Source organism: Gordonia humi (genome assembly GCF_014197435.1).
Lineage (GTDB): Bacteria > Actinomycetota > Actinomycetes > Mycobacteriales > Mycobacteriaceae > Gordonia > Gordonia humi.
This window is the reverse complement of record NZ_JACIFP010000001.1, coordinates 1447883-1470540: the sequence shown is the minus strand read 5'-3', so window position 1 is coordinate 1470540 and position 22658 is coordinate 1447883. Positions and strand designations below refer to the sequence as shown.

24 protein-coding genes are annotated in these 22658 nt (G+C 68.4%); 9 read left to right on the top strand and 15 right to left on the bottom strand.

Going from position 1 to position 22658, the window contains the following annotated elements; translation table 11 throughout:
* Window positions 1–57: 57 nt before the first annotated feature.
* Complete coding sequence (gene htpX, locus BKA16_RS06825) at window positions 58–927, bottom strand: zinc metalloprotease HtpX (protein ID WP_183369948.1); 870 nt, start codon at window positions 925–927, stop codon at window positions 58–60.
* Window positions 928–1029: 102 nt separating this feature from the next.
* Complete coding sequence (locus tag BKA16_RS06820) at window positions 1030–2046, bottom strand: polyprenyl synthetase family protein (protein WP_183369947.1); 1017 nt, start codon at window positions 2044–2046, stop codon at window positions 1030–1032.
* A gap of 100 nt (window positions 2047–2146) precedes the next feature.
* Here BKA16_RS06820 and BKA16_RS06815 point away from each other — a divergent pair, with 100 nt between their 5' ends.
* Window positions 2147–3418 carry a geranylgeranyl reductase family protein gene (locus BKA16_RS06815; protein WP_183369946.1) on the top strand — a complete coding sequence of 424 codons (1272 nt, stop codon included), beginning with the start codon at window positions 2147–2149 and terminating at the stop codon, window positions 3416–3418.
* A gap of 26 nt (window positions 3419–3444) precedes the next feature.
* Here BKA16_RS06815 and BKA16_RS06810 read toward each other — a convergent pair whose 3' ends face one another.
* The 3 genes from BKA16_RS06810 to menD are packed head-to-tail and all read right to left on the bottom strand — an operon-like array spanning window position 3445 to window position 6265.
* Entirely contained in the window at window positions 3445–4140 is a 696-nt protein-coding gene (locus BKA16_RS06810; RefSeq protein ID WP_183369945.1) for a demethylmenaquinone methyltransferase, read from the bottom strand.
* On the bottom strand, window positions 4137–4577 hold the full coding sequence (locus BKA16_RS06805) for a DUF3592 domain-containing protein (RefSeq protein ID WP_183369944.1): 441 nt from the start codon (window positions 4575–4577) through the stop codon (window positions 4137–4139). Before BKA16_RS06805 ends, BKA16_RS06810 begins: the two co-directional genes overlap by 4 nt.
* 11 nt (window positions 4578–4588) lie before the next feature.
* Entirely contained in the window at window positions 4589–6265 is a 1677-nt protein-coding gene (gene menD / locus BKA16_RS06800) for a 2-succinyl-5-enolpyruvyl-6-hydroxy-3-cyclohexene-1-carboxylic-acid synthase (protein ID WP_183369943.1), read from the bottom strand.
* 37 nt (window positions 6266–6302) lie between these two features.
* On the opposite strand from menD, the gene BKA16_RS06795 reads away from it, so the two are divergent.
* Genes BKA16_RS06795 through BKA16_RS06785 form a run of 3 tightly spaced genes read left to right on the top strand, consistent with a single transcriptional unit; the run spans window position 6303 to window position 8560 of the window.
* Window positions 6303–6914, top strand: coding sequence for a class I SAM-dependent methyltransferase (locus tag BKA16_RS06795; protein WP_183369942.1), 612 nt, complete (start codon window positions 6303–6305; stop codon window positions 6912–6914).
* A gap of 57 nt (window positions 6915–6971) precedes the next feature.
* A complete protein-coding gene (locus BKA16_RS06790; RefSeq protein WP_183369941.1) occupies window positions 6972–8222 on the top strand; it encodes a saccharopine dehydrogenase family protein in 1251 nt (416 codons plus the stop codon).
* The gene (locus tag BKA16_RS06785) at window positions 8222–8560 is read left to right on the top strand and encodes a DapH/DapD/GlmU-related protein (RefSeq protein ID WP_281378394.1); all 339 of its coding nucleotides are present in this window, start codon (window positions 8222–8224) and stop codon (window positions 8558–8560) included. Before BKA16_RS06790 ends, BKA16_RS06785 begins: the two co-directional genes overlap by 1 nt.
* 69 nt (window positions 8561–8629) lie before the next feature.
* Here BKA16_RS06785 and BKA16_RS06780 read toward each other — a convergent pair whose 3' ends face one another.
* Complete coding sequence (locus BKA16_RS06780; RefSeq protein WP_183369940.1) at window positions 8630–9286, bottom strand: PaaI family thioesterase; 657 nt, start codon at window positions 9284–9286, stop codon at window positions 8630–8632.
* A 61-nt stretch (window positions 9287–9347) separates the two neighbouring features.
* Here BKA16_RS06780 and BKA16_RS06775 point away from each other — a divergent pair, with 61 nt between their 5' ends.
* The 3 genes from BKA16_RS06775 (at window position 9348) to BKA16_RS06765 (ending at window position 11031) form a co-directional block, all read left to right on the top strand.
* Window positions 9348–10304, top strand: a complete 957-nt coding sequence (locus BKA16_RS06775; protein ID WP_183369939.1) for a 1,4-dihydroxy-2-naphthoyl-CoA synthase — start codon at window positions 9348–9350, stop codon at window positions 10302–10304.
* Window positions 10305–10468: 164 nt separating this feature from the next.
* Window positions 10469–10834, top strand: coding sequence for a DUF2834 domain-containing protein (locus BKA16_RS06770; protein ID WP_183369938.1), 366 nt, complete (start codon window positions 10469–10471; stop codon window positions 10832–10834).
* Between the two features lie 38 nt (window positions 10835–10872).
* Window positions 10873–11031 (top strand): hypothetical protein, encoded by a 159-nt coding sequence (locus tag BKA16_RS06765; RefSeq protein WP_183369937.1) that lies wholly within the window; start codon window positions 10873–10875, stop codon window positions 11029–11031.
* On the opposite strand, the gene BKA16_RS06760 is transcribed toward BKA16_RS06765, so the two are convergent.
* Complete coding sequence (locus tag BKA16_RS06760) at window positions 11032–12300, bottom strand: DNA polymerase III subunit delta' (RefSeq protein WP_183369936.1); 1269 nt, start codon at window positions 12298–12300, stop codon at window positions 11032–11034.
* A gap of 83 nt (window positions 12301–12383) precedes the next feature.
* Between BKA16_RS06760 and BKA16_RS06755 the strand changes: the two genes are divergently transcribed.
* Entirely contained in the window at window positions 12384–13979 is a 1596-nt protein-coding gene (locus BKA16_RS06755; protein ID WP_183369935.1) for an adenylate/guanylate cyclase domain-containing protein, read from the top strand.
* A 120-nt stretch (window positions 13980–14099) separates the two neighbouring features.
* Here BKA16_RS06755 and topA read toward each other — a convergent pair whose 3' ends face one another.
* The 3 genes from topA to BKA16_RS06740 all read right to left on the bottom strand — a co-directional run bounded on the left by topA (window position 14100) and on the right by BKA16_RS06740 (window position 18176).
* The gene (gene topA, locus BKA16_RS06750) at window positions 14100–17177 is read right to left on the bottom strand and encodes a type I DNA topoisomerase (protein WP_183369934.1); all 3078 of its coding nucleotides are present in this window, start codon (window positions 17175–17177) and stop codon (window positions 14100–14102) included.
* A 116-nt stretch (window positions 17178–17293) separates the two neighbouring features.
* Window positions 17294–17869 (bottom strand): hypothetical protein, encoded by a 576-nt coding sequence (locus BKA16_RS06745; RefSeq protein ID WP_183369933.1) that lies wholly within the window; start codon window positions 17867–17869, stop codon window positions 17294–17296.
* Between the two features lie 103 nt (window positions 17870–17972).
* Window positions 17973–18176, bottom strand: a complete 204-nt coding sequence (locus tag BKA16_RS06740) for a cold-shock protein (RefSeq protein WP_005171662.1) — start codon at window positions 18174–18176, stop codon at window positions 17973–17975.
* A gap of 292 nt (window positions 18177–18468) precedes the next feature.
* Between BKA16_RS06740 and BKA16_RS06735 the strand changes: the two genes are divergently transcribed.
* Window positions 18469–20802: a DEAD/DEAH box helicase gene (locus tag BKA16_RS06735; protein WP_183369932.1), complete on the top strand. Its 2334-nt coding sequence runs from the start codon at window positions 18469–18471 to the stop codon at window positions 20800–20802.
* A gap of 18 nt (window positions 20803–20820) precedes the next feature.
* On the opposite strand, the gene BKA16_RS06730 is transcribed toward BKA16_RS06735, so the two are convergent.
* The 5 genes from BKA16_RS06730 to BKA16_RS06710 form a co-directional block, all read right to left on the bottom strand.
* Window positions 20821–21192, bottom strand: coding sequence for an Rv3654c family TadE-like protein (locus tag BKA16_RS06730; RefSeq protein ID WP_183369931.1), 372 nt, complete (start codon window positions 21190–21192; stop codon window positions 20821–20823).
* Window positions 21167–21523 carry a TadE family type IV pilus minor pilin gene (locus tag BKA16_RS06725; protein ID WP_246371675.1) on the bottom strand — a complete coding sequence of 119 codons (357 nt, stop codon included), beginning with the start codon at window positions 21521–21523 and terminating at the stop codon, window positions 21167–21169. The genes BKA16_RS06730 and BKA16_RS06725 overlap by 26 nt, the downstream gene beginning before the upstream one ends.
* Window positions 21524–21527: 4 nt before the next feature.
* Window positions 21528–21647 carry a DUF4244 domain-containing protein gene (locus BKA16_RS23635; RefSeq protein WP_183369930.1) on the bottom strand — a complete coding sequence of 40 codons (120 nt, stop codon included), beginning with the start codon at window positions 21645–21647 and terminating at the stop codon, window positions 21528–21530.
* Window positions 21648–21896: 249 nt separating this feature from the next.
* On the bottom strand, window positions 21897–22157 hold the full coding sequence (locus BKA16_RS06715; RefSeq protein ID WP_183369929.1) for a metal-sensing transcriptional repressor: 261 nt from the start codon (window positions 22155–22157) through the stop codon (window positions 21897–21899).
* Window positions 22154–22558 (bottom strand): DUF302 domain-containing protein, encoded by a 405-nt coding sequence (locus tag BKA16_RS06710; RefSeq protein WP_183369928.1) that lies wholly within the window; start codon window positions 22556–22558, stop codon window positions 22154–22156. Before BKA16_RS06710 ends, BKA16_RS06715 begins: the two co-directional genes overlap by 4 nt.
* Between the last annotated feature and the right edge of the window lie 100 nt (window positions 22559–22658).

Here is a 22658-nt window from a genome sequence, read left to right as displayed (position 1 = left end):
ACGCCTACAGCGAGAGGCGTCCACGCCGCGCCGTGGCGGAGCGGTTCACGTCAGGAGTTACAGCTGCCCCATCTTGCGGGCCATCTCGTTCAGACGCTCGATCCGTTCGGGGGTCGGGGGGTGCGTCGAGAAGAGCTTGGACATCTTCTCGCCCGCGCGGAAGGGGCTTTCGATCATCATGTGCGACTGCGTCGTCAGATCGGGGGTCGGCGGCAACGGGGCGGCTTGGATGCCGCCGGAGATCTTGTTCAGGGCCGAGGCGAGAGCGAGGGGATCGTTGGTGAGTTCGGCGCCCGACTGATCCGCCTGGAACTCACGAGACCGCGACACCGACATCTGGATGACGGTCGCGGCGATCGGACCGAGCAACGAGACCAGGATCATCGCGAGCGGACCCGGACCGTTCTCCCGGTTGCCGCCGCCGAACATGCCCATCCACATCGCCATGTTCGCCAGACCGGTGATCACCGCGGCCATCGCACCGGCGATCGAACTGATCAGGATGTCGCGGTTGTAGACGTGCGACAGTTCGTGTCCGAGGACGGCGCGGAGTTCCCGCTCGGTGAGCAGATCCATGATCCCCGAGGTGCAACAGACGGCCGCGTTCTTCGGGTTGCGGCCGGTGGCGAATGCGTTCGGCGACTCCGTCGGGCTGATGTAGAGCGCAGGCATCGGCTGGTGGGCATCGGTCGCGAGCTCCCGCACGATGCGGTACAGCGCGGGCGCCTGGACCTCGGTCACGGGCTGCGCGTGCATCGCCTTCAACGACAGCTTCGCGCTGTTGAAGTAGGCGTACGCGTTGGTTCCCACCGCGAGCAGGATCGAGACGACGAGGATCGTGCGATTGCCGAATGCGGCGCCGATGCCGACGATGATCGCCGACATGGCGCCCATCAACGCAGCCGTCTTGAGCCCGTTGAAATGCACCGTGCCTCCTGAAAGAGCGTTCGGAACGTGTCTGTCTTCTCAACGCACGGAGGGCTCGATCAGTTCCTCACGGAGAGGATCGATCGCATCTCACACTCCGAATCAGCCGATGCGGTCCACCGTGTAGCGCACGAGTGAGGTGAACGCGTCGTTCGCGTCGCCCGCGGGAAGGGTCGCCAGGAGTCGGGCGGCCTCGTCGGCCATCTCCTGCAGCTTCGCGCGGGCCGCGGTCATACCCGCGGAGTCGACGAGCAGATGCAACGCCTCGTCGACCTCGGCGTCGTCGGTCACGGCACGCGCCGCCCCGGTCGTCGGATCGACGAGGAGTTCGCGGAGTCGGACGGAGTCGGCACCGTCGCCGTCGAGGGCGTAGATGACCGGCAGGGTGTGGACGCCCTCACGGAGGTCGGTGCCCGGGGTCTTGCCGGAGTCGCCGGCGACCGAGGCGATGTCGATGATGTCGTCCGACACCTGGAAGGCGGTTCCGATGATGTCGCCGAGCCGAGTGAGAGTCTGCGTGGTGGTCTCGTCCGCACCCGCCGACATCGCGCCGAAACGTCCGGCCGCGGCGATCAGTGAGCCGGTCTTCTCCCAGACGACCTTCAAGTAGTGCTCGACGGGGTCGGCGCCGCGCGCGCCGACGGTCTCGCGCATCTGCCCGGTCACGAGTTCGGCGAAGGTGTCGGCGATGATGCGGACCGCGTCGGGTCCGAGCGTCGACACGAGATGCGAGGCGCGGGCGAACAGGAAGTCGCCCGCGAGGATCGCCACCGAGTTGGACCAGCGCGCGTTGGCCGACTGGGCTCCGCGTCGCAGCGGGGCCTCGTCCATCACGTCGTCGTGGTAGAGCGTGGCGAGGTGCGTCATCTCGAGAACCGTCGCCGATGTGATGACGTCGCGGTTCTCCGGCTGCGGCCCGAAGTGCGACGACAGGATCGCGAACATCGGCCGGAAGCGCTTTCCGCCCGCCTTGGCCAGATGCGTCGCGGCCTCGGTGAGGATCTCGTCGCCCGATGAGAGTTCGCTCAAGAGGAGTTCTTCGACGGCGCCCAGCGAAGTCCTGACCTGTTCGGCGAATGCGTCTGCCCCGAGGTCCAGTCCGGCGAATGTTGACTTCACTGGTGTTCGAGCCCCATCTCGTCTCCGATCGGCTGCCGCAGGTCCGGCAGCACTGCACACCAGCAGCCTAACCGCTGAGTGCGGGCGACATACTGGTCGGGTGACGACCGTAACGCCTGCCGACGGCAATCCGCATCCCCCTGTCCCCGACGACGCCGATCTCCTCGTGGTCGGAGCGGGTCCGGCGGGTGCCGCCGCGGCCGCGCACGCCGCGCGAGACGGTCGCGACGTCGTCCTTCTGGATGCCGCGGTGTTTCCCCGGGACAAGACGTGCGGTGACGGTCTGACACCGCGCGCTCGATCGGCGATGGTGTCACTCGGGATGGGCGAGTTCCTGGCCGACCGCCCCCGTATCCGCGGTCTCGAGCTCAACGGCTGGGGCTCCCGCCAACGGGTTCCGTGGCCGACGTCGCCGTTCGGGTCGGTCGGCAGCGCGGTGTCCCGGACCGAGCTCGACGATGCGATACGACGGTTCGCCGTCGCCCAGGGGGCACGCATGGTCTCCGGCGCCAAGGCGATCGGCGTCCAGGTGACCGGCGGGCGCATCGAGTCGGTGACCGTCGTGCGCGACGGGATCCGCGCGCGGATCGCGGTGCGCGACGTGATCGTCGCGGACGGTGTGCGATCGGGTCTGGGCAAGTCGCTCGGGCGTCAGTGGCATCGGGACACCGCGTACGGAGTGGCGGCCCGCTCGTATGCCGCGTCGGACCGCTCGGACGCCGAGTGGATGGGCTCGCATCTGGAGCTGCGGGGTCCGGACGGCGAACTGCTGCCCGGCTACGGCTGGGTGTTTCCACTCGGCGACGGTCTGGTGAACGTCGGAGTCGGCGCGCTAGCGACCGCGAAGCGACCGGCGTCGATGGCCTTGCGCCCGGTACTCGAACACTATGCGCGCATGGTCGGCGACGAGTGGCGGCTCGCCGGCGCCCCGGAGCGCATCACGTCCGCGCTGCTGCCGATGGGCGGTGCGGTGACCGGGGTCGCCGGTGCGAACTGGATGTTGATCGGCGACGCGGCGGCCTGTGTGAACCCGCTGAACGGCGAGGGCATCGACTACGCGTTGGAGACCGCGGAGGCCGCGATCGCGATGCTCGACGCCGAGAACGACTTCTCCGCGGCGTGGCCCGCGCATCTGCGCCGCGAGTACGGTGCGGTGTTCGCCGCGGCCCGCCGGGCGGCGGGTCTGCTGACGCTCCCCCGGACCGTGCCGTTGCTCGGCCGACCCGGCATCACGTCGGCGACGCTGATGAACACCGTCGTCCGTGTGATGGGCAATCTGATGACCCCGGACGACACGGACCTCATCGCGCGCGCCTGGCGCACGGCCGGTCGCGTCGCATCGACCGTCGAGTCGCGTCCGCCCTTCACCTGAGCGCGCACCGTCGAACGGGGCGCGGACTATGCGCGAACCCCGTGATGGATCGCCGCGATCCCGCCGGTCTGATTCACCCACCCGACATCGGTGAAGCCGGCCGCCGAGATCCTCCCGGCGAGCCCCTCCTGGTGCGGCCATTCGCGAATCGACTCGGCGAGGTAGACGTAGGCGGCCGGGTTCGACGACACCTTGGTGGCCACCGCGGGAAGCGCCTTCATCAGGTACTCCATGTAGACGGTGCGGAACGGTCGCCACGTCGGGGTGGAGAACTCGCAGATCACCAGGCGTCCACCCGGCTTGAGGACGCGGCGGAGCTCACCGAGCGCATGATCGACGTCGTTGACGTTGCGGAGTCCGAAGGAGATGGTCGCGGCGTCGAACGACTCGTCGGCGAACGGCAGGTGCAGGGCGTCCGCGGCCACCTTGGGGACCTCGCGCGCAGCGCCCGCCCGCAGCATGCCGAGGGAGAAGTCGGCCGCTATGCAGGTGGCTCCGGACGCGCGGAGCTCCTCGGTGGACACGGCCGTGCCCGCCGCGAGATCGAGCACGACGTCGCGGGGGCGGAGCGCGAGGGCCCTGCGGGTGTTGCGGCGCCATCGGCGGTCCTGGCCGAACGACAGAACCGTGTTGGTGATGTCGTAGCGTTTGGCGACGCCGTCGAACATCTCGGCGACTTCGGACGGCTGCTTGTCCAGACCGGCGCGGTCTCCCCTGCTCATGCGTCGAGCTTAGACCGGCGAGAACGCCTGCCGATTTCGGCTACGCCGACCATGAGCACGATCACGATGATCCAGCCGGCGCCGATCACCGAGAGCGCCGGCGCGACCGACAGGGACGCGCCGCGACCCGCGGGGCGCGCGAGGGTGTCGGGGTCGGAGGCGTCGTAGTCGACGAGAATGCGCTGTCCGGTGGACAGCTGCGTCGGATAGAGCAGTCCGAGTTTCGGATTGCGGAGCACGCCGTCGGGCGTGACGAAGTTGACGGCGGCATGGAGTCGGTCGGCGGCGATGACCTCGGCGACGGCCGTGGCCCTGTTGGCGTCGATCTTGGCGTCGTTGCGGTAGGCGCCCGCGATGATGACCGCCCCGATGAGGGTGACGACGACGCCGAGTGCGGCGATGGTGAGCTGCACTCGGCGTTGCACGGTGGTCGTCATGAGATGTGAGGTTACCGGTCCGTAGCGAGGCGAGCGGAGATCCGGTCGTGAATGGGGCGGAGTCCGTCGCGGCTGGTCGCCACCTCAACGACCTCGATGCCACCGTCCGGTGCCGGCTCGGCGAGGACGGCGGGCAGTTCGTCGAGGCTCGCGCGACGGTGTCCGATGTGGAAGCCCGCGCAGAGCGCCGCGAGGTCGGTGCGGTGCGGTGTGCCGAAGACGCGCTCGTACACGCCGGTGTAGTCGCCGGTGTCGAAGCGGGGATCGCCCTGTTCGAGGAGGCTGAAGATACCGCCTCCGTCGTCGTTCGCCACGACGATCCGCAGATTGTGCGGGCGGGGTTCGGCCGGACCGATGAGGAGGCCGGTGGCGTCGTGGACGAAGGTGAGGTCGCCCATGAACGCGATGGTCCGCTGGTCGGGCGCGGCGTCCAGGGCGGCCCCGATCGCGGTGGCGTTGGTGCCGTCGATGCCCGCGACCCCCCGGTTGGACATGACGTGGACACCGTCGACGAGGCGTCCGGCCAGGGCCACGTCACGGACCGGATTGGAGGCTCCGACCACGAGCCGGTCGCCCAGTGCCGTGGCGGAGGCGACGGTGCGCGCGACGTGGAGTCCGGTGGTGACGTCGGTGGCGTCGAGTTCGGCGTCGACCGCGGCGACGACCCGCGCGTCGGCGGCGGCGGCCTCGGCGAGCCACTCCGGTCGCGGCGGTGCGGTCGGCTCCGCGCGGGTGCCGGTGGCACGCACGTTGCCGGACACGTCCGGCCAGCGCGGCCCAGTGGTGAGGGCGTACACGTCGACGGTCGGGTCGGCGAGAAGCCGCGAGACCGAGCGGTGCAGCGTCGGCCGACCACAGATGATCGCCTGCTGCGGCTTCAGATCTCGCAGCGCCAGCGGGTGCAGCGGGGTCTTCGGATGCGGAGCCGTGGGCTCGGCGACGGTCGGCAGGTCGGCGAGCGCCGGGTGGACGCCCGCACCGTGTCCGGAGACCACGACGGTGTCGCGGGACAGATCGATGTCCAGGCCGATGTCGAGGCGGCCGACGGGCGCGTACGTCCACGGCGCGCCGTCGGGCCGTCCCGCGAACCGGCCGTCGGCGACGTCCGCGAGGTCGGTGTACGGATCGTCGTTCGCATCAGGGACGAGGGGTTCGCGGAGCGGGATGTCGAACTGGACGGGACCGGCGTTGCCGGTGCGGGCCCCGCGCGCGGAGGCGAGCACGCGGCCGACCGCCGAGCGCCACTGCGAGTTGGTGTCGAGATCGCGTTCGGCGAGGCCGAGGCTGATGGTGGCACGGACCTGGGTGCCGAAGATGCCGAACTGTTCGACGGTCTGGTTCGCGCCTGACCCGAGCAGCTCGTACGGTCGGTTGGCGCTGACGACGACGAGGGGGACTCGCGCGTAGTTGGCTTCGAAGACGGCCGGGCTCATGTTCGCGACGGCGGTTCCGCTGGTCATCACGATGGGGACGGGCGTGGCCGAGGCCACGGCGAGGCCGAGTGCGAGGAATCCAGCCGAACGCTCGTCGATGCGGACGTGCAGGCGGAGTCGACCCTGCTGATGGGCGGCGTGCAGCGCGAAGGCGAGCGGAGCGTTGCGGGATCCCGGGCACAGGACGGCGTCGCGGACACCGCAGCGGATCATCTCGTCGACGATCACGCGGGCCTGCAGGGTGGACGGATTCATGGCTGACACACTATGCCGCGCGCTATACCGTCGGTTCATGAGCTTGTACTCCGAGAAGGTGCTGCCGAGGATCATCGCCAAGACCTGCGGGATGCCCGCGATGAACCCGCTGCGGCGCCGGGCCTGCGGGCCGTTGACGGGACGGGTCGTGGAGATCGGCTTCGGATCGGGTTTCAACGTCGGTCAGTACCCGGACGCGGTGACGGAAGTCGCGGCGGTGGAACCGAGCGATGCGGGGTGGAGGCTGGGTGCCGGACGAGTCGCCGGATCCGCGGTGCCCATCGAGCGGTCCGGACTCGACGGCCGGCGGCTCCCGTTCGACGACGACTCCTTCGACTCCGCGCTGTCGACGTTCACGCTGTGCACGATCCCCGATCTGCCCGCGGCCCTCGCCGAGTTGCGGCGCGTGGTGCGGCCCGGCGGGGTGTTCGCGTTCCTCGAACACGGGAGTGCGCCCGACGCCGACGTGCGCCGGTGGCAGCGGCGCCTCGAACCCCTCCAGAAACGCCTCGGCGGCGGATGTCACCTGACACGCGCCGTCCCGGCCGAGATCACAGCCGCCGGATGGCGTCTGGTCGAGGTCGACGCCTTCTACGCCGACCAGGCGCCCAAGACGATGGGAGCGTTCGTGATCGGCCGAGCCGTCTGACATACGAGGCCGTTCACCTCTCCCGCGCGGGCGGCCATCCCGACTAGGCTCGGGGTCATGAGTCGCGAATTCGACGTCGTCGTTTACGGAGCAACGGGTTTCGTCGGTGAACTGACCGCCGACTATCTCGCTCGGCACGCGCCGGAAGGCACCCGGATCGCGCTGGCGGGGCGGTCGGAGACCAAGCTGGCCGCGGTGCGGCGCCGCCTCGGCGAGAACGCCGCCGGATGGCCGTTGATCGTCGCCGACTCGGACTCTCCGGCGTCCCTCGACGCGATGTGCGCACGGACGCGGGTGGTGTGCACGACCGTCGGACCGTATCTGCGCTACGGCGAGAACCTCGTGGTCGCGGCGGCGACGGCGGGCACCGACTACGTCGACCTGACCGGCGAGGTCCCGTTCGTGCGGTACTCCATCGACAAGGCAGACGACACCGCCCGCGGAACCGGCGCTCGCATCGTCCACTCGTGCGGGTTCGACTCGGTGCCCTCCGACCTCGGCGCCTACCTGCTGCACAAGCAGATCAGCGACGACGGCGCGGGCGAGATGACCGACACCACCATGGTGCTGACGTCGATGCGCGGCGGAGCCTCGGGCGGCACCGTCGACTCGGTGCGAGTGATCGCCGACCAGGCCAAGGACGCGCAGACCCGCCGCCTGTTGCTGAACCCGCAGGCCCTGTCGGGCGGCGCGGGCGAGACGCCTCGCGCGGGCATCAACTCCGAACCGAGCGACATCTCTCCCGTCGACGCGCGCAAAGTGGATCCGTCGCTGCGCGGCACACTGGCGCCGTTCTTCATGGCGTCGTACAACACGCGGATCGTCCGTCGCTCCAACGCGCTGCGCGACGGCGCCTATGGCGATGCCTTCCGGTATCAGGAGACCATGGCCGTCGGCGGCGTGCCCGGGCTGTCGGCGGTGCTGGCCGGCGCCGTATCGGTCGGTACCGGACTCTTCCTCGGTGCCATGAGCATGCGTCCGACGCGCAAGGCGCTCGATCTGATTCTTCCCAAGCCCGGTCAGGGACCCACCGAGAAGTCACGGGAAGCAGGGCATTTCGTCACGCAGACGTTCACCCGCACCACGACCGGCCGACGCTATCGGTCGCAGATGCGTGCGCACGGCGACCCCGGATACAAGGCGACGGCGGTGATGCTCGGCGAGAGCGCGCTGGCGTTGGCCCTCGACCGCGACCGGCTCCCCGAGCGGTCCGGCGTCCTGACCCCGTCCGTTGCGATGGGCGACGTCCTCGTCGACCGTCTCCGCGCCGCGGGCTTCGTCGTCGAAGCGCACGAACTCGTCGACTGATGACCGACGTCGAGGCACTGCTCTCCGGCGACTGGTACGTCGACGGCCCCATCGTCCTCGGCGATCACGTCCGCATCGGTCCGTCGGCGAATCTCGCGACGGCACTGCACCCGATCGACGACCATCGACTCCGCCGGGAAGGCGCCGAGCGCACCGCCCCGATAGTCATCGGCGACAACTGCTGGCTGGGCTCGAACGTCACAGTCGGTGCCGGCGTCACGATCGGGCGGAACACCGTCGTCGGCGCGGGCAGCGTCGTGGTGCGCGATCTGCCCGATCATGTGGTGGCGGTGGGAGTGCCTGCGACGCCGATCCGGGAGCTCCCGGTCGAGAGCTGAAGCGGCGCCGCGGACCGGGCGAGCATCGTCCTCGGCGTGCGCCACACTCTTCCGCGGCTGACCGGGCTTCTACGGCTGACCGGGCTTCAGCTTGATGAACAGCGAGTCGAGGTCGGCGCACAGCCGGTCGCCGTCGTGCAGGGTGCCTTTGACGTACAGTTTGCGGTCGTCCTGCACGTCGACCCAGGTCCGGATCGTCAGCGGCTTGTTGAGCGGGGTCAGCGACCGGTAGTTCACCGTCAGGTACGCGGTGCGCGCGACGCCGCCCGTCTTGAGCGCGGACGCCATGCCGCCCAGGTCGTCGAACGCGACCGCGACGTGACCGCCGTGGGTCACGCCGTTGCCGCCCAGATGGAAGTCGCCGAAGGTCACCTCGGCTTCGACGCCGTCCGGACCGCCCGTGGTGATCACATACGGCGGCAGGGTGATGTTCCCGCGCGACGGCAGATCGATACGCGTTCCCGACGGGCTGGTCCACTCGTCGACGAGCATCGTGTCGAGCTTGGCGTTGAGTTTGCGCAGATCCTCGATGACCTCGTCGGCCAGCTCCGGAGTCGGCGACGCGTACCGCACCTTGCCCATGAACGCCCGAACCTGTTCGATCATCGCGCCGTAGCTCGGTCCGCCCCGCTCGGTGGTGATCGCCAGGTCTGCGCGGAAGCCTCCCTCGTGCGGCGAGTCATCGGTCGCCGGGATGTCCCACTCGTGCTTGGAGGTCTCCGTCATCGTCCCACCGTATCCGCAGCGCGAATCCGCAGACCGGTGACCCGGCGATAGGCTCGTGGACATGACAGATCCGAATACCGCCCCGTTCGATCCGACGCAGTGGAAGTCGGTGCCCGGCTTCGACGATCTCACCGACATCACCTATCACCGGCACGTCGGGCAGAGCCGCGCCGACGGGATCGTCCGGATCGCCTTCGACCGCCCCGAGGTGCGCAACGCGTTCCGGCCGCACACCGTCGACGAGCTGTACCGCACCCTCGACCACGCGCGTCGCTCCCCCGATGTCGGAACCGTCCTGCTGACCGGCAACGGACCGTCGCCCAAGGACGGCGGTTGGGCGTTCTGCAGCGGCGGCGACCAGCGCATCCGCGGCCGCAGCGGGTACCAGTACGCGACCAGCCACGACTCCGACGTCGAGGCGGCCACGGTCGACAGCGTCGACACCGCGCGTGTCAAGGCCGAGGGCGGTCGCCTGCACATCCTGGAGGTGCAGCGTCTGATCCGCACCATGCCGAAGGTCGTCATCGCCGTCGTCAACGGCTGGGCCGCGGGCGGCGGGCATTCGCTGCACGCCGTCGCCGACCTGACCCTCGCCTCACGCGAACACGCGCGATTCAAGCAGACCGACGCCGACGTGGGCAGCTTCGACGCCGGTTACGGCAGCGCCTACCTGGCCAAGCAGGTCGGGCAGAAGTTCGCGCGGGAGATCTTCTTCCTCGGCGAGGCGTACGACGCCGAGACCATGCACCGGATGGGTGCGGTGAATCGAGTGGTCGATCACTCCGAGCTGGAGAACACGGCGATCGAGTGGGGCCGCAAGATCAACTCGAAGTCGCCGACCGCCCAGCGCATGTTGAAGTTCGCATTCAACCTGACCGACGACGGTCTGATGGGGCAGCAGGTGTTCGCGGGCGAGGCGACGCGCCTGGCGTACATGACCGATGAGGCCGTCGAGGGTCGCGACGCGTTCCTGGGCAAACGCGACCCGAACTGGGACGACTACCCGTACTACTACTGATATACCGCTCCCACCTGTGTTTTCCGGCGTTGTCGGCCTCGTCGGTCCGCGGCGAGTCCGCTGCGGCTCGGCGACGGCCTCCATCGGTCCGTCCGCTCACACTCGACGGCTACCGCTGAGTAGGGTCGAGGAACACCTCGCTTCCTCGACTAAGGCAGGACCCCATGACTCCGACACAGATCGCCCGCAAGCCACTGTTCTACGTGTTCTTGGCATCGTTATTCACACAGAACGCGATCGGCCTGCCCTATGTGGCGCGGAACGGCTGGCGTTCGACGGCCGACTTCTTCGTCGGCGACGTGTGGAAGACGGTCCCGGGCAAGTTCGCGATGGTCGACCTGACGTTCGTCGTGATCGGATTCCATGTGTGGGCGCTGGGCGAGGCTCGGCGGCTGGGCATGGTCCGCTGGTGGCTCGCAAGTGTCGTCCTGACGTTCGCGGTCGGGATCGCTACAGCCACCCCGTTCTTCCTGCTGGCCCGCGAGGCAGCGGTCGAACGGCAGAGCACCGAGGCCGCCGTCACCGCGTAGTGCCGTCGCACGCACGCACGCGACGGAAGATGTGGGACGTGGCAGTCAGTCCGCGGCAGCTCCACGACCCGCCGTCGCCCGCCGACGCCTGCGACGTTGTGACCTGGCTGGACTCGACCCGTCACACGCGAGCAGCGACCGTGAACGCCCGGGTCGTCGTTCCCGCACTGCTACTGCTGTTACTGCTACTGCTGTGACTACTGGCGGAGCTGGTCACCGAGCGAGACGACCATCGCGCCGACCGCGAATTTCGGTTTGACGTTCATGTCGAGCGACTCCCGGCACTCGAGGACCGCCTCGATGCACGCGAGGAGCTTCTCCGGCGAGGCGTAGCGCGCCATGCCGTCGATGAGATCGTCCTCCTTGTCCGGGTGCATGAGCGTCACGCGAGCTCCCAGCGAACGCGACAGCGCGTCCCGGAACAGGGCGGCGAGATCGACGAGAGCGCGGTCGAGGACATCGCGCATCATGCGCGTACGGCGCGACTTCTGCTGTTTCTCGAGTTCTTTCACCGCGCCGGCCGTACCGCGCGGCGGGCGGGCGGTGCCCTTGCCGGTGCCGCCCGCGCCCAGAGCCGTCATCAGCTCCTCGGTCTCGGCCGCGTCGATCTCGGCACTGATCGCGGTGGCGGTCTCGGTCGCGGTCTTCACGAGCGTGTCCGCGGCCGCGAACGCGGTCGACTCGCGGGTCGCCGCCCGCGCCAGACTCAGCGCCTGCTCCCGCTGCTGCCGCGACTGCGGATCGGTCGCCAGACGCTTGGCGCGTCCGACGTGACCGCCTGACACCGATGCCGCCCACCGCGCCGGTTCGGGGTCGATGCCGTCCCGCTCGATCAGCACCTGCGCGATCTGCTCGCTCGACGGCGCGGTCAACGCCACATGGCGGCAGCGGGACCTCAGGGTGATCGCGATGTCCTCCGGTGCCACCGACGGTGCGCACAGTAGGAACAGGGTCCGCTCCGGCGGTTCCTCGACCGATTTCAGGAGGGCGTTGGCACCGTTCTCCGTGAGCCGGTCGGCGTCCTCGACGATGACGATCTGCCACCGGCCGGTGGTCGGCCTCCGTGCCGCGAGCGAGACGATGTCGCGGATCTGACGCACCGAGATCGACAGTCCCTCCGGCTGGATGTGTCGGACGTCGCCGTGCGTACCGCCCATCACCGTCGTGCAGGCGCGGCACTCCCCGCACCCGACCTCCTCGGGCGAGGTGCATTCCAGCGCGGCCGCGAACGCCGTCGCCGCGACCGATCGGCCGCTGCCCGGCGGGCCGGTGAACAACCAGGCATGGGTCATCGACTCGCGCACGCCGACCGGCAGCTCGTCCACCGGGTCGTCGGCGAACATCGAGACGGCGCCGTCGTCCGCCTCGTCGATCCGCGCCGCAACGGCCCGCGCCGAACGCGCAGCGTCGCGCAACTCACCGGCCAGCAGCTCCTGCCCGATCATCCGGTCGAAGACATTAGTCACATCCGCCAGCCTAAGCCCCTGTTCAGACGATCGCCCATCGGCAACCCGTTTAACAATTGCAAGCAGGCGGCTACCGTGGACTCGTGGTAGCAAGACGGTTCGGGCTCGCCAGACTGGCGCATACCCTGCGCTGGCTGTCGCACACTCCGTGGCCGATCCTTGCCCTCGACCTGTTGCGCGCCAACTTGATCGGCGCGTTGTTCACGTTCGCATTCCTCCGGTGGGGTATGCCTCCGGCCGACTCGTTCTCCATCAGCGACGCGGACGCCTACAACCAGCTCGCCTTCGGCGTGTACCTCGTGATCGCCGTACTCGTCGGAATGTACGTCGTGACCCGGCTCAGCCTTCCGGTCCTGATCTGGCACCGACGCAGATCCCGGGCCGACGACGCCGCCGCACGACGCCGCGCCCTCCAGCTGCCTACGCTCCTGAGCATCGTCAATCTCGCGTTGTGGACGGTCGGCGGCGTCCTCCTGTCGTTGATCAACTGGGTGACGACCTCCGGCAAGGACGCCATCCTCGTCGCTCTCGCCAGCCTGGTCGGCGCACTGGTCACCGGTGTGCTCTCGTTCATGCAGTCCGAACGCGTGCTGCGCCCGATCACCGTCGCAGCCATGGCGAACGATCCCGACAGCGTCCACGCGCCGGGCATCACGACCCGGATCAGCTCGTTCTGGGGTGTGACGGTGGCCGTTCCCATGCTGGTGATCATCGCCCTGATCACCCTGCAGCGGCTGGAGTTCATCGACACCGACGCCGAGGGGCTGCAGCGTCCCATCTTGTGGATGGCGTCGGCGTCGCTCGTATTCGGGTTGTTGGCGATCACGAGGCTGGTCGGTTCGATCACCGACCCGATCAAGCAGCTCCGGCTGGCCCTGGCCCAGGTTCGGGCGGGCAACTTGAATGTGGCCGTGAAGGTGTACGACGGCAACGATCTCGGCGCACTGCAGGCCGGGTTCAACGACATGGTCTCCGATGTCCGAGAACGGCAGGAACTGCGGAACCTGTTCGGCCGTTACGTCGGCGAGGACGTGGCTCGCCGTGCCATCGAGACCGGCACCGAACTCGGCGGCGAGGAACGCTATGTCGGCGTGCTGTTCGTGGACATCGTCGGGTCCACCCGGCTGGCCGTGAACCGACCGCCGCGCGAAGTGGTGGGGCTGCTCAACGAGTTCTTCCAGATCGTCGTCGAGGTGGTGGGACGGCACGGCGGCTTCGTCAACAAGTTCCAGGGCGACGCGGCGCTGGCGATCTTCGGCGCTCCGCTCGACCAGGAGGACTTCGCCGGGGCCGCCCTCGCCGCCGCACGCGAACTGCGCGTGGAACTCGATCGACGCCTCGGCGATGTGGACATGGGCATCGGAGTGTCCGCGGGCAAGGCCGTCGCCGGGCACATCGGTGCGCAGCAGCGGCTGGAGTACACGGTGATCGGCGACCCGGTGAACGAGGCCGCCCGCCTCACCGAACTCGCGAAGGACGAGGCCACTCGCGTCCTCGGGTCGGCACGGGCGACCTTCCTCGCGAGCGACGCCGAGGCCGCGCACTGGGCGATCGGCGAAGGCGTCGAACTCCGCGGCCGGGGCATCGAGACCCTCCTGGCTCGCCCCGACATCGACGTGAACTCGCCGACGTCGACGTCGCCGCTCCCGGTGATCGTGCGCCCCGAGTCCGAGGACTGAGCTCGGCCCTCGCATCGTCGCGCGGATCGATGTCGCTGTTCCACGACGCAGATCTGCTCCCGCTCCGCGTGTAACGCGAGGCGGGAGCAGATCACGCTCGACAGCGCGTCGGTCGCCAGGTCAGTCGGTCTTCTTCGGCGCGGCCTTCTTCGCGGTGGTCTTCTTGGCCGCGGTGGTCTTCTTGGCCGCCGTACTCTTCTTCGCCGCGGTGGTCTTCTTCGCGGTGGTCTTCTTGGCTGCCGTGGTCTTCTTCGCCGCCGTGGTCGTGGCTGCCGTCTTCTTCGCCGTGGTCTTCTTGGCGGTCTTCTTCGCAGCCTTCTTGGCCGGCCCGCGAGCACGACGGTCGGCGAGCAGCTCCATCGCACGCTCCGGCGTGATCGACGCGACCTCGTCGCCCTTGCGCAGGCTGGCGTTGGTCTCGCCGTCGGTCACATACGGGCCGAAACGGCCGTCCTTGATGACCATGGCGCCGCCGCTGACGTCATCGTTCTTCCCGAGCTCGCGCAGCGGCGGCGCGGCGGCCGCACGACCGCGACGCTTCGGCTCGGAGTAGATCTTGAGCGCCTCGTCGAGCGTCACCGAGAACAACTGGTCCTCGGAGGTCAGCGAGCGCGAATCGGTCCCCTTCTTCAGGTACGGCCCGTATCGGCCGTTCTGAGCGGTGATCTCCTCGTTCGACGCCGGGTCCACCCCCACCACGCGCGGCAGCGACAGGAGCTTGAGCGCATCGTCGAGGGTGACGGTCGAGATGTCCATCGACTTGAACAGCGAACCGGTGCGCGGCTTCGGGCCCGCCTTCTTCGCAGCCTTCTTGGCCGTCTTCTTCACGGTCTTCTTGGCGGTCTCGGTCGAGGTCGCCGTGGCGACACCGCCGGACGGCACGTCGTCGAGCGAGACGACACCACCGGTGGGAAGCTCCCCGCCGTCGCGCGGGGTGGGCCCCGCCGGAATCGTCGGCACGGGTGCGCCGTCGCCGTCGTCGTCGGGTTCCTCCGGAAGGATCTCGGTGACGTACGGACCGAATCGTCCTTCTTTGGCGACGATGCGGTGACCGGTCACCGGATCCACACCGAGCTCGCGGCCCTCCTGCGGGGTCTCGAAGAGCTTCTCGGCCACTTCGAGGGTCAGCTCGTCGGGGGTCATGTCCGACGGCAGATTCGCGCGCTTGAGGTCGGGTTCGGCATCGGGTCCGGCGACGTTGCGCTCGAGATACGGGCCGTACCGTCCGACACGCACGACGATGGGTCGCCCCTGCGAGTCGTCGAACAGCTTGATCGAGTTCACCTCGCGGGCGTCGATGCCCTCCAGATTGACGCCGACGAGCTTCTTGAGTCCGCCAGCCCGCGCGATGGCGCCCGCCGCGTCCTTGTCGGTCGTCTCAGGGGCGGTCTCGGCGTCGTCGCCGAAGTAGAACTCGGTGAGCCAACTGACCCGATTCTGGTTGCCGTTGGCGATCTGGTCGAGGTCGTCTTCCAGGGATGCGGTGAAGTCGTAGTCGACGAGGCTGTTGAAGTAGCCCTCCAACAGACCGACGACGGCGAACGCGATCCACGACGGGACCAGCGCATTGCCCTTCTTGATGACGTATCCGCGGTCCTGGATGGTGCCGATGATCGACGCGTACGTCGACGGCCGGCCGATGCCGAGCTCTTCGAGGACCTTGACCAGCGACGCCTCGGTGTACCGGGCCGGCGGATTGGTCGAATGCCCGTCGGCGACGAGGGACTCGGCGGTCAGCGACTGGCCCTCGACCAGGTTCGGCAGACGACTCTCGGCGTCGTCGGCCTGACCTCCGGCGAGGTCGTCGACGGTCTCGACGTACGCCGACAGGAAGCCGGGAAAGGTGATGGTGCGGCCGGACGAGGAGAACGTGACCTCTTCGCCGGTCGCCGCCCGGCCGCCGATCTTCAAGCTCATCGTGGTGCCGCGGGCGTCGGCCATCTGCGAGGCGACCGTGCGCTGCCAGATCAGCTCGTACAGGCGGAACTCGTCGGTGTCGAGCGCGGAGGCGACCTGACCGGGGGTGCGGAAGGTCTCGCCCGCGGGGCGGATCGCCTCGTGGGCCTCCTGCGCGTTCTTCACCTTGCGGTTGTACTGACGCGGCGTCGCGTGAACGAACTTGTCGCCGTACAGGTCTCGAGCCTGTGCGCGAGCGGCGTTGATGGCCGACTCCGACAGCGTCGTCGAGTCGGTTCGCATATAGGTGATGTAGCCGTTCTCGTACAGGCGCTGCGCGATCCGCATGGTGCGATCGGAGGTGAAACGCAGTTTGCGACCGGCCTCCTGCTGCAGCGTCGAGGTCATGAACGGCGCATACGGGCGACGCGTGTACGGCTTCTCCTCGACCGAGGTGACGGTGAGTGCGGCGCCTTCGAGCCCCGCCGCGAGCGCGGTGGCACGGGCGCTGTCGAGGACGGTGACACCCGCGCCCTTCTTGAGCCTGCCGTCGGAACCGAAGTCGCGGCCGGTGGCGACTCGGTCGTCGTTCACACTCACCAGACGCGATGAGAAGGTGCGCGGTCTGGCGTCGGCGCCCGCGTCCATCGTCGCGGCGATGTCCCAGTAGTCGGCGGACACGAACGCCATCCGCTCACGTTCACGCTCGACGATGACGCGCGTGGCGACCGACTGGACACGGCCCGCCGACAGCTTCGGCATGACCTTCTTCCACAGGACCGGCGACACCTCGTAGCCGTACAGGCGGTCGAGGATGCGTCGGGTCTCCTGGGCGTCCACCAGGTCGATGTCGAGGTCGCGCGGGTTCTCGGCGGCGGCGATGATCGCGGGTTCGGTGATCTCGTGGAACACCATGCGCTTGACCGGGATCTTCGGCTTCAAGGTCTCCAGGAGATGCCAGGCGATGGCCTCACCCTCGCGGTCACCGTCCGTCGCGAGGTAGAGCTCGTCCACGTCGCGCATCAGCGCGCGCAGTTCCGAGACCGTCGACTTCTTGTCCGCGGACACCACGTACAGCGGTTCGAAGCCGTCGTCGACGTTCACACCGAGGCGGGCCCACGGCTGCCCCTTGTACTTGGCGGGCACGTCAGCGGCTCCGCGCGGAAGGTCCCGAATGTGTCCACGTGACGATTCGACGACGTAGTTCGCGCCGAGGTACCCCGCGATCTTGCGCGCTTTAGTCGGCGACTCGACGATGACGAGTCGACGGATAGCGGGGTTAGCACTGTCAGTGGCGGCCACGTAGCGAGCCCTTCGGTCCGGTGTTCTGGTGTTGGATGCCGTTGTACCTTATATACGGTGTCGTTTGCACTCCACCCCGGCTAACGGACCGAACGCTCCGGTTGTTCCCGAGCGAGTCAGGGACCGGGCCACACCCGGTCGGGGGCCGCGTCCGGCGCCGCACCGATGGTCTCGGCCAGTCGAGTCAGACGTTTGCGGCCGGACACGCGCAGCGCCGGATGACTGCCGCGCGCGCCGATCAGAGTGGGGGCGACACCGACGCGCATCAACGCGGTCGCCAGTGGCGCATGGGTCTCGGGGGCGCTCGGGTCCAGTCTGAGCAGATAGTGCGGACCGTCGCAGTGACCGGCGGCGAGCACCCAGAGCCGCAACGCACGGGCACTCGGGGTCCAGCCGTCGGGGACCGATTTCACCGCACCGGTCGACCACCGACGGTGCAGCGCGGTGATCCGCGGATTCGCTTCGGTTCGGGCGATGGGCGACCCCTCGTCTGATGCGAGGGTCTCCGCGTCGAGTCCGGTGGTCCGGATGTCGGCGGCGATCTCGTCGGCGCGCCACTGCGCGCTCACCACGACGGACACCCGTGCGCCCAGGCTCGTGTGAACCGACTGGCCCTGCGCGGCGAGGAGACCCGCGAGATCATCGATCACGGGGTCTTCGGTGTCCGCGGAGAACAACGACATCTGGCTCACACGTCGATCTTACTGTGCCACAACGCGACACTCCCGGCCCCGCCGAAGCGGGACCGGGAGTGTTCTCTAGAAGTCTGTGACGTCCTGTGCAGGACGTGCGAAATCAGACTGCGCGGACGCCGGTGGCCTGCGGGCCCTTGGTGCCCTGGCCGACCTCGAACTCCACGCGCTGGTTCTCTTCGAGGGTGCGGAAGCCGTTGCCCTGAATCTCCGAGTAGTGGACGAACACGTCGTCGTTACCCTCGTCAGGCGCGATGAAGCCGAAGCCCTTCTCCGCGTTGAACCACTTCACAGTGCCCTGTGCCATTTACTGCATTCCTAACTTTTCATTCTCCCGCCGTGGAGCGTCCTCGACGGGGGTCTGTTCCGACCGCTATACCTCAACTAGACCCCGCCGGATGGCGGTGGAACCGACTGCAGTACCACGCTCGCAACGAACTCCGTCCTTGAAACGGAGTGTGCGACCGTGTTCAGCTAACCATGTTTCCGGCCGTGGCGATACTTTTAGGCACTCACGAATCCAATTCGTTGCAATCGGCCACCCGATCGCAACGAGGGTAAGCTGACTTACTCATCCCGAACACCCTGGAGCGACGCCGATGCAGCATGCCACCTACGGCAGCGAACTGCTCGGCAGAACCCTCGCCGGAACCGACGCCGACGAGACTTCCCCACTCACCCATATGGCTGTGATCCCCACGCGCACAGCCGAGTTCGCCGATTGGCCGGCGTGGGTCGATCCGCGGGTGCGCGACGCCTTTCGGGAGCGCGGGCTCGCCGCGCCGTGGCGGCACCAGGTGGAGGCAGCCGATCACGCGTACGCCGGACGCCACGTGTGCGTATGCACGGGCACCGCGTCGGGAAAGTCACTCGCGTACCAACTCCCGATCCTCACCACGTTCGCCCAGGATCCGAATGCGACCGCCCTGTACCTGTCCCCCACCAAGGCGCTCGGCGCCGATCAGCTCCGCGCCGCCGCGCAGATCGTCGCCGACATCCCGTCACTGCGACATCTGCAGCCGAGCGCGTACGACGGCGACACCGACACCGAGCTCCGTCGGTGGGCCCGGATGCATTCGCGATGGATCTTCACCAACCCGGACATGCTGCACGTCGGGATCTGCTCGTCGCACGCCAAATGGCGCCAGTTCTTCGCCAGGCTGAAGTACATCGTCGTCGACGAGTGCCACCACTATCGCGGCGTGTTCGGCTCGCACACCGCGCTCGTCCTGCAACGGACGCTGCGGATCGCACGACGCTACGGCGCCGACCCGGTCGTCATCGGCGCGAGCGCGACCGTGTCCAATCCCGCGCAGGCGCTGTCACGATTGATCGGCGACGACGTCGTCGCCGTCACCGACGACACGTCGCCGCACGGCGAGCGCACCGTCGCCATGTGGGAGCCCGGCTTCGTCGACGGCGGCGCCGACGAGGGCGAACACGGTGAGAACGGCGCACCCGTCCGACGCGCCGCGGGAGCCGAGGCCGCACGACTGCTCGCCGACTTCGTGATCGAGGGCGCCCGCACCCTGTGCTTCGTGCGGTCGCGGCGCGGCGTCGAAGTGACCGCGGTCAAGGCAAAGCAACTGCTGGCCGAGTCGGCGCCCGAACTGGTCGACCGCGTCGCCGCCTACCGCGCCGGTTATCTGGCCGACGATCGTCGCAAGCTCGAACGCGCCCTCTCCGACGGCGAACTGCTCGGTGTCGCGACCACCAACGCCCTCGAACTCGGCGTCGACATCAGCGGCCTGGACGCCGTCGTCGTGGCCGGATATCCGGGGACCGTCGCCTCGTTCTGGCAGCAGGCGGGCCGGGCCGGCCGACGCGGCGAGGGCTCGCTGGTGGTGATGGTGGCCCGCGACGATCCGCTCGACACCTATCTGGTGCATCATCCCGCGTCGCTGCTGGAACGCCCCGTCGAGGCGACCGTCACCGATCCGGCGAACCCGTACGTCCTCGGACCGCATCTGCTGTGCGCGGCCACCGAGTTCCCGATCTCCGACGACGAGGCACACGCCTGGCGGGCCGTCGACGTGATCGGCGAGCTGGTGGCCGACGGGCATCTCAAACGACGCCGGGCCGGCTGGTACCCGGCGCCGGGCCTGGACCCCCACGGCGACATCGACATCCGCGGCGGCATCGGCGGACAGGTCCTGATCGTGGACACCACGACGTCGCAGTTGTTGGGCACCGTGGACACCTCTCGCGCGATGACGTCGGTGTTCCCGGGCGCCGTCCATCTGCACCAGGGTGTGAGCTACGTGGTCGACGAACTCGACCTGGACCAGGGACTGGCCCTCGCGCACCCGGAGGAGCCGGACTGGACCACGTCACCGCGCGAGGTCAGCGAAGTGGTCATCGACCGGGTCGTCGCCCAGCGCACGTTCGGCCCGCTGACCGTCGGGTTCGCCGAGGTGACCGTCACCAGTCAGGTGGTCGGATTCCTCCGCAAGGCCCTCTCCGGCGAGATCCTCGACCAGGTCCCCCTCGACCTCCCCGAAGAGCAGTTGTCCACGCGCGCTGTGATGTACACGGTGGACCCCGACGCGATGGTGGACGCCGGGATCGCCCCCGACAAGTTCCCGGGCGCCCTGCACGCCGCGGAACACGCCGCGATCGGCATGCTCGGGTTGGTCGCCACCTGCGATCGGTGGGACATCGGCGGGCTGTCCACCGACATGCATCCGCAGACGTCGCTGCCGACCGTGTTCGTCTACGACGGATTCCCCGGCGGTGCGGGCTTCGCCGAACGCGGCCACGAGGCGTTCGCCGACTGGATCGCCGCCACCGACGAGGCCGTCTCGTCGTGCGCCTGCAGCAGCGGCTGCCCGTCGTGCGTGCAGTCGCCCAAGTGCGGCAACGGCAACGAGCCGCTCGACAAGGAGCACGCGATCACCCTGCTCCGGCTGATCGGGCGACACTACGACGCATGACGGGGCACGTCCCGGTGTTCACGGTCCGATCGGCCCGGCCCGCGCAACACCCGTCGCATCACGGACACCGAGCCCGCCCAACCGAACACGCACCGCCACCTGCACGACGACGTCCTGCCCGTCGATCCGGCAGTCGACGATCGACGGTGCTCCGTCCTGCGAGGCGACGCGCTCGCGTGCCGCGGCGCACGCGTCTCCGGCCACCGACACGTGCACGGAGGCGGCGGCCAGGGCCGCGAGATCGGCCGCGCTCTGCGCTCGATGGCGGGCGACGACGGCCGCCCCGACATACAGAACGGCGACGAGGACGGTCGCCAGCGCCGCGATGACAGCCGCACCGGCGACCGTCGCGAAACCGCGATCATCACGGAGTCTCACCGGACACACCATTCGGTTCGGCAGCGGCGACGGCCCTCGCCGACACGGTCAGCATCGGCACCATGGGTACCTCCGCGGACACGGTCACGGTGATCGACTCCCCTCCTGTCGTCACCGTGATCCGCGCTCCACCCGGCGCCACCGACCGGCCGATCTCCGAGGCCGACGAGTCGCCCGCCGCTGCGAGACGGGCCACCTCGCGTGCCGCGTCCGTGCACCGGATCTGAGTGATCACCCCCGTCACCGCACCGATGCCGACGACGAGGAACATAGTGATCGCGGCGAGCGCGAACGCCGCCTCGACGGTCACCATTCCCCGCTCGTCCCGCAGCAGCCGGCTCATCACGTCACCGGGTGACGGTGTTGAGCGCCCGGGTGATGATCCCGGTCAGCGCCGACAGGATGTTGTCTCCGCTGATGATCGTGTAGAGCAGCGCGCCGAACGCCGCGGCGGCGACCGTCCCCACCGCGTACTCGACGAATTCGTATTCATACCATGCTCACTGCGCCCCCAACACATGATCAAGCTGGTGATTACGGACCTCTGGTCCGCCATTGACCGCACATCAAGTGCGTTCGCGGCCTGCATGCCCTCGCGACACTGCCGTCGATCTTGGCCTACGGAGAGTGCGCCCGGCATTCGCAGGTCTCGGCGGACAGGGTCCACTGCCAACCTGGCAGGCCCAAACAGCTGTTGTTCAGACAGTCCCGTGTGGTTACGCGAGAGCCAGGAAGAGCTTCTCTAGCTTCTGTTGGTCGACGTTTTCGGGGCCTTCTGTGGCGATGCAGTATTGCAGTCCGGTGGCGACGAGGGCGTAGCCGCTGCGTGCGAGAGCTTTGTTGACGGCAGCAAGCTGGGTAAGGACGTCTTCACATTCTTGACCGTCTTCGAGCATCTTGATGACGGTGGCTAGGTGCCCGTGTGCACGTTTGAGCCTGGTGACGATCGGTTTGGCGGCCTGCTCTGGAATCTTCACAGGGCACCGCCGTCGGGGAGTTCGTCAAGCATCGCTGTGAGCAGTTGCCGAGCCTCGGTAGCGGTGGCTGCTAGTGCCGCGGTGCCGGTGAATTCGGGCATCACGTCGGGGTTCATGATCTCGACAAGCGAACCAGCGTCGTGGGCGGTAATGACGACATTGCACGGCAGCAGCGCGGCCACTCGCGGATCTGCCTGCAGTGCTTGATACGCCAGTTGTGGTCGGCACGCTCCGAGGATCAATTTCGGCTCGGTGTCTACACCGAGTTTCGATTTGAGCGTTGCCGCGATATCGATCTCGGTCAGGACCCCAAAACCTGCTCGTGTCAATCCTGCCCGCACATCGGCCACAGCTTGCGCATAGGGCGTCCGCAGCGTGCGAACCATCGTGAAATCGTTCATAGCCTACTTCCTCACATTGTCGGAACTCGATGGAACCAGTATTGCATAACCCCATAGGGGGATGTTAGCTTCAGGGCGGAAGCATCCCCATGGGGGGTTC